The organism is Micromonospora noduli (assembly GCF_003264475.1).
GTDB classification, from domain to species: Bacteria; Actinomycetota; Actinomycetes; order Mycobacteriales; family Micromonosporaceae; genus Micromonospora; species Micromonospora noduli.
Window position 1 is genome coordinate 118,875 of the sequence record NZ_PYAC01000012.1, and the last position, 11,795, is coordinate 130,669.

At 70.0% G+C, this 11,795-nt stretch carries 12 protein-coding genes and 2 pseudogenes; 7 read left to right on the top strand and 7 right to left on the bottom strand.

Annotation, left to right across the window (positions count from 1 at the left end):
• Window positions 1-14 precede the first annotated feature (14 nt).
• Window positions 15-371 carry a YkvA family protein gene (locus MED15_RS15350; protein WP_112582466.1) on the top strand — a complete coding sequence of 119 codons (357 nt, stop codon included), beginning with the start codon at window positions 15-17 and terminating at the stop codon, window positions 369-371.
• Window positions 372-444: 73 nt separating this feature from the next.
• Window positions 445-1,815: a cystathionine beta-synthase gene (locus MED15_RS15355; protein ID WP_112582465.1), complete on the top strand. Its 1,371-nt coding sequence runs from the start codon at window positions 445-447 to the stop codon at window positions 1,813-1,815.
• Window positions 1,816-1,833: 18 nt separating this feature from the next.
• Here MED15_RS15355 and MED15_RS15360 read toward each other — a convergent pair whose 3' ends face one another.
• Together MED15_RS15360 and MED15_RS15365 are read right to left on the bottom strand one after the other, a co-directional pair.
• On the bottom strand, window positions 1,834-2,349 hold the full coding sequence (locus MED15_RS15360) for a GNAT family N-acetyltransferase (RefSeq protein ID WP_112582464.1): 516 nt from the start codon (window positions 2,347-2,349) through the stop codon (window positions 1,834-1,836).
• Window positions 2,346-3,275 carry a ribonuclease Z gene (locus tag MED15_RS15365; RefSeq protein ID WP_112736280.1) on the bottom strand — a complete coding sequence of 310 codons (930 nt, stop codon included), beginning with the start codon at window positions 3,273-3,275 and terminating at the stop codon, window positions 2,346-2,348. The genes MED15_RS15360 and MED15_RS15365 overlap by 4 nt, the downstream gene beginning before the upstream one ends.
• Before the next feature lie 699 nt (window positions 3,276-3,974).
• Between MED15_RS15365 and MED15_RS15375 the strand changes: the two genes are divergently transcribed.
• A complete protein-coding gene (locus tag MED15_RS15375; protein ID WP_208646663.1) occupies window positions 3,975-4,919 on the top strand; it encodes a hypothetical protein in 945 nt (314 codons plus the stop codon).
• Window positions 4,920-5,372: 453 nt separating this feature from the next.
• Window positions 5,373-5,591: a GntR family transcriptional regulator gene (locus tag MED15_RS15380; protein ID WP_244220467.1), complete on the top strand. Its 219-nt coding sequence runs from the start codon at window positions 5,373-5,375 to the stop codon at window positions 5,589-5,591.
• Between the two features lie 19 nt (window positions 5,592-5,610).
• Here MED15_RS15380 and MED15_RS34230 read toward each other — a convergent pair.
• The 5 genes and pseudogenes from MED15_RS34230 to MED15_RS15405 form a co-directional block, all read right to left on the bottom strand.
• Window positions 5,611-5,688, bottom strand: a pseudogene (locus MED15_RS34230) (peptide-methionine (S)-S-oxide reductase MsrA); the annotation flags it as partial.
• 442 nt (window positions 5,689-6,130) lie between these two features.
• A pseudogene (locus MED15_RS15390) lies at window positions 6,131-6,208 on the bottom strand (peptide-methionine (S)-S-oxide reductase MsrA); the annotation flags it as partial.
• Between the two features lie 61 nt (window positions 6,209-6,269).
• A complete protein-coding gene (locus MED15_RS15395; protein ID WP_146766720.1) occupies window positions 6,270-6,626 on the bottom strand; it encodes a hypothetical protein in 357 nt (118 codons plus the stop codon).
• Between the two features lie 96 nt (window positions 6,627-6,722).
• Window positions 6,723-7,391, bottom strand: coding sequence for a peptide-methionine (S)-S-oxide reductase MsrA (gene msrA / locus MED15_RS15400; protein WP_112733114.1), 669 nt, complete (start codon window positions 7,389-7,391; stop codon window positions 6,723-6,725).
• 56 nt (window positions 7,392-7,447) lie between these two features.
• Window positions 7,448-7,888: an HIT family protein gene (locus tag MED15_RS15405; protein WP_112582458.1), complete on the bottom strand. Its 441-nt coding sequence runs from the start codon at window positions 7,886-7,888 to the stop codon at window positions 7,448-7,450.
• A 141-nt stretch (window positions 7,889-8,029) separates the two neighbouring features.
• Here MED15_RS15405 and MED15_RS15410 point away from each other — a divergent pair, with 141 nt between their 5' ends.
• The 3 genes from MED15_RS15410 (at window position 8,030) to MED15_RS15420 (ending at window position 11,743) form a co-directional block, all read left to right on the top strand.
• Entirely contained in the window at window positions 8,030-9,076 is a 1,047-nt protein-coding gene (locus tag MED15_RS15410) for a YncE family protein (protein WP_112582457.1), read from the top strand.
• 101 nt (window positions 9,077-9,177) lie between these two features.
• Entirely contained in the window at window positions 9,178-10,320 is a 1,143-nt protein-coding gene (locus MED15_RS15415; RefSeq protein WP_091394199.1) for a cystathionine gamma-synthase, read from the top strand.
• Window positions 10,321-10,333: 13 nt separating this feature from the next.
• On the top strand, window positions 10,334-11,743 hold the full coding sequence (locus MED15_RS15420) for an amidase (RefSeq protein ID WP_112582456.1): 1,410 nt from the start codon (window positions 10,334-10,336) through the stop codon (window positions 11,741-11,743).
• The last annotated feature ends 52 nt before the right edge of the window (window positions 11,744-11,795 follow it).

The following is an 11,795-nucleotide window of genomic DNA, read 5'->3' on the forward strand; positions in this document are numbered from 1 at the left end:
AGAGGAGCGCGACGATGGGTAAGACACTGAAGCGCAGCGCGGCGTTCACGGCGCTGGCGCGGGCCCTGGCGGCCGGGGCGCGCAACGGGCCGTCGATCGGCACGCGGTTGGCCGCGTTGCCCCGGATGATCAGGGCCACCACCAAGGGGGAGTACGACGGCGGCCTTCGGCTGGCCCTGATGACCGCGGCGACGGCGTACATCGTCTCGCCGATCGACCTGCTCCCGGAGATCCCGCTGGCGATCTTCGGGCTGGCCGACGACGCGGTCATGGTCACCTGGTTGGCCGGCAGCGTGCTCGCCGAGACCGACCGGTTCCTGGAGTGGGAGGCCCGCCGCAGCTCCGTCATCCCCGGGGGGCTGGTGCCCTGACGACACGTACGCTGGGCGGTGAGCAAACGTCTTCCCGGCCGCCCACCGCCGGCGCCGCAACGAAGGGCACACCGTGCAGTACTACGACAACGTCGTCGACATGATCGGAAACACCCCGCTGGTGCGTCTGCGTAACGTCACCGAGGGCATCCAGGCCACAGTGCTGGCCAAGGTGGAGTACGTCAACCCGGGCGGCTCGGTGAAGGACCGGATCGCGCTGCGGATGGTGGAGGACGCCGAGGCGGCCGGCCTGCTGAAGCCCGGCGGCACCATCGTCGAGCCGACCAGCGGCAACACCGGCGTCGGGTTGGCCCTGGTGGCCCAGCTCAAGGGCTACAAGTGCGTCTTCGTCTGCCCCGACAAGGTCAGCCAGGACAAGCAGGACGTGCTCCGGGCGTACGGCGCCGAGGTGGTGGTCTGCCCGACCGCCGTCGCGCCGGAGGACCCGCGCTCGTACTACAACGTCTCCGACCGGCTGACCCGGGAGATCCCCGGCGCCTGGAAGCCCAACCAGTACAGCAACCCGGCCAACCCGCGCTCGCACTACGAGACGACCGGCCCGGAGCTGTGGAAGCAGACCGACGGCGAGCTCACCCACTTTGTGACCGGCGTCGGCACCGGCGGCACCATCTCCGGCATCGGCAGGTACCTCAAGGAGGCGTCCGAGGGTCGGGTGCGCGTCGTCGGGGCCGACCCGGAGGGCTCGGTCTACTCCGGTGGCACCGGCCGGCCGTACCTGGTGGAGGGCGTCGGCGAGGACTTCTGGCCGGAGACGTACGACCGGGGTGTCGCCGACGAGATCGTGGAGGTCTCCGACAAGGCGTCCTTCGAGATGACCCGGCGACTGGCCCGCGAGGAGGGGCTGCTGGTCGGCGGTTCCTGCGGAATGGCGGTGGTCGCCGCCCTGGAGGTCGCCCGCCGGGCCGGCCCGGACGACGTGGTGGTGGTGCTGCTGCCCGACGGCGGTCGTGGCTACCTCTCCAAGATCTTCAACGACTCGTGGATGGCCCGGTACGGCTTCCTCGACAACTCCGGTGCCGAGCCGACGGTGGCCGACGCGCTGGCCAGCAAGCCGGGCGGGCTGCCCGAGCTGGTGCACGTGCACCCGACCGAGACCGTCCGCGACGCGATCGACTACATGCGCGAGTACGGCGTCTCGCAGCTGCCGGTGCTCAAGGCCGAGCCGCCAGTGGTGACCGGTGAGGTCGCCGGCTCGATCGCCGAGCGGGACCTGCTCGACGCGCTGTTCACCGGGCAGGCCCACCTGCACGACACGATCGAGCGGCACATGGGCGACCCGCTGCCGATGATCGGTGGTGGTCAGCCGGTGAGCGAGGCGGTGGGCATGCTGGAGAAGTCCGACGCCGCCCTGGTGCTGGTCGACGGCAAGCCCAAGGGCGTGCTCACCCGCCAGGACCTCCTGTCCCACCTGGGCGCCCACTGAGCCTGCCGGAGGCCTCGTTCAGGCATCCAGCAGCCGGGTGTAGCGGAGTTGGGGCGTGAGGGCGGTACCGATGTGCTCCTCACGCTCCGCTCCGGTCGGGGTCCAGCCGCCGCGCTCGTAGAACGAGCGGGCGTGGGCGTTGTCCCGCAGCACCCAGAGCACGGCACGCCGCCAGCCCTGCGCCCGCATGGCGTCCAGGGCGTCCACCATCAGGGTGCGGCCGACGCCGCGGCCCTGCTCGGCCGGGTCGAGGTGGATCGCGTTGAGCAGCCCGGTGGCGGGGTCGTCCTCGTCGTCCGGGCCCAGGTGGCTGAACCCGACCACCGCCCCGGCCCGTTCGGCCACTGTCATTCGGTGGGTGTCCCGCTCCCAGATCCACCGCTCGACCCAGTACCGCCCCATCGCCTCCGGTGTCGGGTCGGCCAGTGCCTCGGCCGGCAGGAAGGCGGAGTACGCGGCGACCCGGGAGCGCTGGTGCAGGGCACCCACCGCCATCAGGTCGCCTTCGGTCGCGGGGCGGAGCGTGACGGTCACCCGGCCGAGGCTACCCGGCGCGGCGGGAGCTGCACCGTGGTCAGATCCTCGGCGATGATCAGATCGCCGTCGAAGTGCGCGCGCGCCTCGTCGTGGAACCGGCGCGGGTCGGGGTAGCGCTGGGAGAAGTGGGTGAGCACGAGTCGTCGTACCCCGGACTCGGTCGCCACCCGGGCGGCCTGCGCCGCGGTCAGGTGGCCGACCTCGGCGGCGAGCGCGGCCTCCGACTCCAGGAACGTCGACTCGATGACCAGCAGATCGGCGTGCTCGGCGAGGGCGTACACCTCGTCGCAGAGGCCGGTGTCCATCACGAACGCGAACCGCTGCCCCGGCCGGGGCACACTCACCTCGGCCCGGGTGACGCGGCGTCCGTCGAGGTCCAGGTGCCCGACGCGGATCAGCTCGCCGACGGCCGGCCCGGCGATGCCGTACGCGGCCAGCTTCTCCGGCAGCATCCGGTGCCCGTCCGGCTCGACCAGCCGGTAGCCGTACGTCTCGATGGGGTGCCGGAGCCGGCGTGCCTCCAGCGTGCCGCAGCGCAGGGCGATCCGCTGCCCGTCCGCCTCGATGGGCTCGACCCGCAGCTCGGCGGTCTCGTAGAAGGAAGTGGCGTACCGCAGCCGGGTGAAGTATTCGGCGCCGCCGGCGGGGAAGTGCACGGCGACCGGGTGCGCAACCCGGTCCAGGGAGAGCCGCTGGATGGTGCCGGGCAGGCCGAGGCAGTGGTCGCCGTGGAAGTGCGTGACGCAGATCCGGGTCAGGTCGGTGGCGGTGACCGTTGTGTGCAGGAGCTGACGTTGGCTGCCCTCACCCGGGTCGAAGAGGATCACCTCGTCGTCCCAGCGCAACACGTACCCGTTGTGGTTGCGCTGACGGGTCGGCGCCTGGCTGGCCGTCCCCAGCACCACCAGCTCGCGCATGGACATCGCCACTCCCGCGGATATGGAGCGACCCCCGGGGCGCTCCGCGCATGTGCGCGGGCCGGCTGGACTTGGCCGGCACCCCGGGGGTCGGGTGGCTGTCGTGGATTCGCCGCACCGCTGCCACACGGTCTCGACGATGGTGCTTTTTGCCCGCCTCGCGGCGAGCCGATCACTGTCGAGGACAGCGGCTAGCTGACAGCCACCTCACGAGTCCGATTGCTATACAAGTCTGGACCACCTCCTTTCACGTGTACGGCCACGTTATCGAGTTCTCGTCGGGCTCGGCAACGGATTTCGATCACAGGGCCGAACGGGAATGCCCCGGCCAGCACAGCGGGGTCGCACGGCATGGCAGCGCCGCCGCGAGCGCGATCCTGGTGATCTTGGTGTGGCTGGGCGGCAGCGGGGCGAGGGGGCGCGACGGAGTTCAGGCTCGATTCAGCTGGCGGTACGGGCCACACCGACCGGGCAGCTCAGCCCGTTCGGGCCGTGGTTGCGGTAACCGTTCAGGTTCTCAGGCCCTGGCGAACGGCGTGGCGGTGTTCCGGCCGTGAACAACACCGTCTTCGTCTGCTAGTCGAGCGCCCGCCGTGACAAGTCCAGACCGAGCTAACGCGGCGCGCCGTCAGCTCTAGGCCCGATGCGCTAGAGCACGTGTTCCTGGTCGGACGGCGATACTGTCTCTGCCCTGAGGAGGGCAACGTGAGTGAGACGGATCGTCGTCAAAGACGCCTAATGGATTCCCTCTACTACTACGACCGCGACCACCCGGGCAAGGAGTCGTGGATCATGGATCTGTCGGGGACATGGCAGGAACCCGTGCTAGAGGACCTTTGGCGGAAAACCCTCCTGGAGTTGGACGGGCTAGGGCTGATCAAGCTCTTCGAAGCTAAGAGCTTCGAGAACATCAAAGTCATGATCACGGACGCCGGCCGCGCGGACGTCGAATCGCGTGGTCTGCGTCGACTGGACCCGGTCCAGCGCAACAGTGCCGCACGTGACGCGATAGTGCGATTCCTGCATGTAGCGCCCGACCATCAAGGGAGGGAGCTGCGTTCGCTACTTGACAGCCGATTTGGCCGTTTTGAGGGCGACTTGTTCACCCGGAGTGACATACGTCAGGCCACGGCTTATCTGGCGCAGAAGCGTATGGCCGACGTGGATGAGACGGACGAGGGGCCTTGGTGGACTCCTCGGCTGACTGATCGTGGCGTCGACTGTGCAGAGCAGTTTGGGGGATCAGTGGCCGCCTATTTGAGCCACAACGAAGGCAAGGCCGGAAACACGACAGTGAACTTCCACGGCCCGGTGACGGGCAGCAACGTGGCTTGGAGTAGCCGCGAGATCACACAGGCCGCGACGACAAGTACCGGTCTTGCCGGCGATGAACTCGCGGCGCTCATGGCTGCGATCAGACAGGCGCTTCCAGTGCTAGGTCTGACCGAGGACGAGTCAGCGCGCCTGCGCGGCCAATTGGAGGTAGCAGAAGGCGAGTTGGAGAGCGACGAGCCTGACGCGGGAGTGGTCAAGTCGGTGCTGAAGCGCGTGTTAGGCAGGATCGGCGATGTAGCGACCACCTCTCTTGGCGTCCTGCTCACCGCTCACGGGACATACCTCATGGAGAAGGCCGGGATTCCGCTCGCCTGACTGTCGCGGGCAGCGCGGTAGCCGCCGAGATGGTTGGCGGCCCCGGCGGAGTTAGGGTCCCGGCCGTAGCTGGGTCCGCGTGCAGCGCCCTTGGTGGTCACCGACGACTTCGGCAATCTCGCCGGGTGTCGTGGCTGTGTCGATCCGTAGCGACCGCCAGCATTTTCCGCACGTGACTCGGCCGGTGACGACGAGGTTCCATGTCGACACTTCTAGATCAACTGGCACCCGCACCGGCTGGTCGCCCTCTGCCCGCGCACTGAACATCGCTACTCCCTGCCGTGTGAGGGGCGCCCGCATGATCGGCGAGACCGGCGGACGCCCCTGGGGTGCAGCGACGGGCACCGATCCCAGATCCACTACCCACCGCGCAGATTCGACAGTAGTGCCATTAGTGCCAGTAGGGCAATGGGTGTAAGTAGTCTCTGATGTGGGTAGGCGCAGCCTGTGTGCGTGCCGATACCCCACACCGCGCATGAGATCGAGACTGATCTGTTGCGGCGCATCGGCGCTGGCGAGTTTCCGCGCGGGCAGCGCCTCCCGACGTACGACGCGCTGGCCGATGAATACGGCTCGGCCCGGCGGACCGTGGCGCGCGCCGTTGAGGGGTTGAAAGCCCGGGGGATCGTGGTCGGCGTCCGGGGGTCGGGCGTGTACGTCGCTGAGACGTAGCAGGCGCCGCCCCTGGCCCGCCGCCGACTCGGACCACGCCGACCGGGCAGCTCAGCCGGTTCGGGCCGTGGTTGCAGTATCCGTTCGGGTTCTTGGACCCTGGCGGCCAGTGCGCTACTACGTCCGACGATGCGTGCCGCGCCCGCATTTGGCCGGCCGGAGAGGCCCGGGAGTATCGTTGGTCGATGGCAGGTGAGACGCGCGCAGAGCGGTTGACGCTCATATCTGAGGTGAGACTGGGCGGCGGTGCGCCGCTCGTTTTGCGGCGGCCCGTGCTTGTCCAGCCGGGGCAGCGCTACTGGCTTAGCGCGGATAATTCGGCACTGATCGTGGAAGATGCGGCCAGTGGCAGATGCTCGTCTTCGTGCGCGTACGAGACCGGTCCAGACGCACCACGCTGACGGGCATTCCGGGCGAACGGGAACAGCCGTCGGGTGGGGCAGCGCTGTTGCTGACGACCAGGCCACCGAAACGAGCCCAACACCGCACAAGGCCACTGGGTGCAAACCCAGTGGCCTTGCCAGTTAACGCAATTGTGGTCAGCCGCCGACTCGGGCGACTCCGACCGGGCAGCTCAGCCCGTTCGGGCCGTGGTTGCAGTACCCGTTCGGGTTCTTGAACCCTGGCGAACGGTGAGGTATTTCTGGGCGCCGCACCGGCCGGACAGCTGCCCGCGAGTCAAAGCGTGCCGCTTCGATTCACGGAAGGTCGAGCCAGGGCCAGAGCCCGCAGCAAACCCACAGCATGTTCAAGGTCGTGCCACGGCGACACAACGCGGCCGTCGGCTCTCAGGCTGCGCACCGTCTGGTCGACCGACTCGACATCGTCGGAGAGTTGCCCGACCCCGAGCCCCGACTGCTTGCCGGCGGCATCCGAACCGAAGTCGAAGGCGTCTTGCAGCTCCACGAGCCAGTAATTGTCGCGATCGACCGCCACCAGCGGTCCGCGCTCTGCCTCTATCTGACCGAGCAGGCCGCTGACCGCCTCTCGCAGCTGACGCACGTCAACGCTCAACCCTCCAACACCGGAAGCCACGTCGGCGAGTATGCCAGCGGTCGTCAGCGAAGATCGTCCGATCGGAGCCCGGCGTATGGCGCCGAGTCCGTCGGACGATCTTGCCGTCGTCGGCGGTCAGTGGTCGGTGGCGACCTTGGCGACGCCCACCGGGCAGCTCATGCCGTTCGGGCCGTGGTTGCAATAACCATTCGGGTTCTTGGTCGGCGCCAGGTACTGCTGGTGGTAGTCCTCGGCGAAGTAGTAGCTGCCGAGCGGGGCGATCTCGGTGGTGATCTCACCCTTGCCGGCCCGCGTCACGATCGGCTGGAACGCGTCCCGGGACGACTCCGCGATGGTCCGCTGCTCGTCGGTGGTCGTGTAGATCGCCGAGCGGTACTGGGTGCCCACGTCGTTGCCCTGGCGCATGCCCTGGGTCGGGTCGTGGTTCTCCCAGAAGACCTTCAACAGATCCTCATAGTTGATCTTGCTTGGGTCGTACACCACCTGGACGACCTCGGCGTGCCCGGTCCGGCCGGAACACGTCTCCTCGTACGTCGGGTTCTTGGTGATGCCACCCGCGTAGCCGGCGGAGGTGGTGTAGACGCCGGGCAGCGTCCAGAACAGCCGCTCGGCGCCCCAGAAACAGCCCATGCCGAAGACCGCGACCTGGAGGCCCTCAGGGAACGGGCCCTTCAACGGGGTGCCCAGCACCTCGTGGCGGTCGGCGACCGGCATGGCGATCTGACGGCCCGGCAGGGCCTGGTCGGGCGAGACCATATCGGCGTTCATACGGCGCAAAAACACGTGGGGATCTCCTCTCGTACCTCTCCCAGCGTGTAACACCGGAGGGTCTGGCTTTCTTACCCGCGTGAGGATGAGTCAGGCCCCCCGGGGAGAGCCGCTGCGATCCGGTCCGCGTACGTCTGGGCCTCGGTGTCGTCGTCGTACCGGGTGCGTGGCCAGAAGAAGCCCCGCAACCCGTCGCCCTTCGTACGCGGGACCACGTGGGTGTGCAGGTGAGGCACCGATTGGGACACCTTGTTGTTCATCGCCACGAACGTCCCACCGGCGCCGAGAGCGGTCTCCACCGCCACCGCCAGCCGCTGGACCATGGCGAAGTAGTCGGGCAGCAGGTCGGCCGGCAACTCGGCGAGGGTCACCAGGTGCACCCGGGGCACCACCAGGACATGCCCCTTGAACACCGGCCGGGTGTCCAGGAACGCCACCCCGTCCGGGGTGTCGGCCACCCGGAACGCCGGCACCTCGCCCGTCACGATCCCGCAGAACACGCAACCGCTCATCGGGCCAGGCTATGCCGGCGGCCTCGCGGGTCACGGTGCCCCCCACGCGTGAACCGACTGTGGTACTCATCTACGTGAATGGATGAGTGCGGGGCGATCCCGGCCATCGGCGTGCGCGTCGATGCTCCGAAAGGACCAAGCTTGCAGACCAGAAGAGGCCTCACCCTGGCGCTGGCGGCGCTCACCGCCGGGCTGCTCACCGGCGCGACCCCGGGCCACGCCCAGGCGGCCGCCGCGCCGACCGCCACCCCACTGCCGCTGAGCACTGTGGCCGACGTGGTGTCTGCCGGTGACCGGGTCTTCGTCAGTGGTGGCAGCTCCGCCACTGATGTCGTGGTGACCAGCGCGACAGGCACTGTGGTCGGCACGCTGTCGGGCCTGCCCGGCCCCACCGACCTTCTGCTCAGCGCCGACCGGCGGACCCTCTACGTGGCGCTGCCCACCGCCAACGCCATCGCCGCCTTCGACACCGGCTCGCTGCTCGAGTCCGCCCGGTACGACACCGGCGCGGGCGAGTGCCCGTCGTCGCTGGCGTTGACCGGCCGGTACCTGTGGTTCGGCTACGGCTGTGACCAGTGGGGCGGCAACATCGGCCGGATCGACCTGGGACGCCAACCGGCCCGCCTCAGCACCGGCCTGGTCAGCGAGGACTTCTACTACGCTCCGCTGCTGGCCGCCGCCAGTCAGAACCGGGCGGTGCTGCTCGCCGGTCAGCCGGGGTTGAGCCCGGCGTCGGTGTACGCCTACGGGATCGGTGCCGCAGGAGCGCTGACCATGCTGCGGACCAACCAGTTCTCGGCCGTCGGCAGCAACCTGCGCGACATCGCCCTCGACCCGACCGGCACCACCCTCTACACGGCTGCCGGCTCCCCGCCACTGGTGCAGGCGTTCCCGTTCGCCGACATCGCCACCCCCAGCGCGACGTACGCCACCGGTCCCTACCCGCGGGCCGTCGAGCTGTCGCGTCTCGGCACCCGGATCGCCGCCGGCGCCGACGCCGCCTACGCCCCGGACGTCTTCGTCTTCGCCGCGGACGGCACCGAACAGGCCCGCTACGAGTTGGGCGATGAACTCAGTGCCGGAGGGCTGGCCTGGGCGCCGAACGAAACCCGGGTCTACGCGGTCACCTCGGACTGGACCGGAGCCCGTCCGGCGACCCTGCACGTCCTGCCCGTCCCGGCCGCCTGACCGGGCCTGCGCAGCGCGAGGGTCGGGCCGGTCGGTCCGGCCCTCGCCCGGGAGCGCGGGTTCCGTTCCAGCCTGCGAGACGGGGCACTAGCCTCACCAGAATGAGTCACGGCTTCGAGACGCTCGCCATCCACGCCGGTCAGGACCCCGAGGCCCGCACCGGCGCGGTGATCCCACCGATCTACCAGACCAGCACGTACGCCCAGGACGCCGTCGGCGCACCTCGCCTCGGCTACGAGTACAGCCGCTCCGGCAACCCGACCCGTGATGCGCTCCAGGAGTGCCTGGCGGCGCTGGAGGGTGGGCCGGTGGGGCTCGCCTTCGCCAGCGGCCTGGCGGCGGAGGACACCCTGCTGCGGGCCGTGTGCCAGCCCGGCGACCACGTGGTGATCCCGGACGACGCGTACGGCGGCACGTACCGGCTCTTCGCCCGGGTCGCCCAGCGTTGGGGCCTGGAGTTCAGCCCGGCCAAGGTCTCCGACCCGGATGCGGTCCGGGCGGCCGTGCAGCCCGGCCGCACGAAGATCGTCTGGGTGGAGACGCCGACCAACCCGCTGCTCGGCATCGCCGACATCGCCGCCCTGGCCGCCGTGGCACACGACGCGGGCGCCCTGCTGGTGGTGGACAACACCTTCGCCTCGCCGTACCTGCAGCAGCCGATCGCCTTCGGCGCGGACGTGGTGGTGCACTCCACCACCAAGTACGTCGGCGGGCACTCCGACGTGGTCGGTGGCGCTCTCGTCGTCGCAGACGCCGGGCTCGGCGAGGAGTTGCGCTACCACCAGAACGCAATGGGTGCGATCAACGGCCCGTTCGACGCCTGGCTCACCCTGCGAGGCATCAAGACCCTCGGGGTACGTATGGACCGGCACTGCGACAACGCCGAGCGGCTCGCCGCGTACCTCGACGGTCACGCCAAGGTCGCCCAGGTGCTCTATCCGGGGCTGCCCTCGCACCCCGGTCACGAGGTGGCCGCCAAGCAGATGCGCCGGTTCGGCGGCATGATCTCGTTCCGCGCCGCCGGTGGTGAGGACCACGCCGTGGACATCTGCAACCGGGCCAAGCTCTTCGTGCTCGCCGAGTCGCTGGGTGGTGTGGAATCCCTGATCGAGCACCCGGGTCGGATGACACACGCAAGTGCTGCCGGCTCGCCGCTTGAAGTTCCCGGCGATCTCGTGCGACTGTCTGTCGGCATCGAGACGGTCGACGACCTACTCGCCGATCTGGAGCAGGCGCTGGGCTGACCGCTGGGGGAGGATGGCCGTGCAGGACATCATGGCGACCTGGGTCGGAGCGACCGCAAAGCAGATCGCCCGGGGCGTACGCCGAGGTGACGTCTCGGCGACCCAGGTCGTCGCCGACCACCTCGAGTACATCTCCCGAGCCGACCGTGAGCTGGCCGCGTTCCGCGCCGTTCGCGGCGGTGAGGCGATCACCGAGGCGGAGAAGGTCGACGAGCAGGAGGACCTGGCGAACCTGCCGCTGGCCGGGGTTCCGGTGGCGGTCAAGGAGAACACCCCGGTCGCCGGCCTGCCCACCTGGAACGGGTCGGCCGCCGCCCGCACCGACGTGGCGGAGGCCGACCACGAGGTGGTGCGTCGGCTGCGCGGCGCCGGTGCGGTGATCCTCGGCGTGACCCGGATGCCGGAGCTGGGGCTGTGGGCGCTGACCGACGACGACAGCGCGGTGACCCGTAACCCGTGGGACAGCACGCGTACCCCCGGTGGGTCCTCGGGTGGTGCCGCCGCCGCGGTCGCCGCCGGGCTGGTGCCGATCGCGCACGCCAACGACGGTCTCGGCTCGATCCGGATTCCCGCGGCCTGTTGCGGACTTGTCGGGCTCAAGCCCGGCCGGGGCGTGGTCCCCTGCCAGCTCGGGGCGGACGACTGGTTCGGCCTCACCGAGCACGGCATGCTGACCAGCACTGTCGCCGACGCGGCGGTCGGCTTCTCGGTGCTCGCCGGCCGGCGTCCCGAGAAGCTGGTCCCCCCGCAGCGGCTGCGGGTGGGTGTCTCGCTGCGCTCCCCGGTGCGCGGTGTCGCACCGGACGCGCCCAACCGGGACGCGGTCGCCGCCGCCGGTCGGCTCCTCGCCGCCGCCGGGCACGACACGGTGCCGGCCGATCCGGTCTACCCGACAGCGCTCGGCCTGCAGGGCATCGCCACCTGGTTCGCGGCAGCCGCCACCGACGTCCGGGCCTCCGGTCTGGACCGGCGTGGCCTGCAACGGCGTACCCGGCGGCACGTCGCGCTGGGCGAGTGGGCGCAGCGTCGCGGCTACGTGCGGGAGGCGGACCGGGCCGCCTGGCGGCAACGGTCGGTCGACTTCTTCACCGACCACTCGGTCGACCTGCTGCTCACCCCTGCGCTGGCCGGCGCGCCACCGGAGGCGGCCCGCTGGTCGGAGCGGTCCTGGCGGGCGAACATGACAGCCAACATCCGGTACGCCCCGTACGCCGCACCCTGGAACATCGCCGGCCTGCCGGCGGTCGTCGTGCCGGTCGGCCGCCGCCCGGACGGCCTGCCGGTCGCCGTGCAGCTGGTCGGTCCGCCCGGCTCGGAGCTGCTGCTGCTCGGTGTGGCCGGTCAGTTCGAGATGGCCGCCCCGTGGACGCGCCACGCTCCCGGCTACCCCCGGGTCGGCACGGAGTCGCCGGCAACCGCCTGACCGTCCGACTGTGTGCGCGCTGTCGGGCACTCCGGTGTCGCCGCCGAGGGCT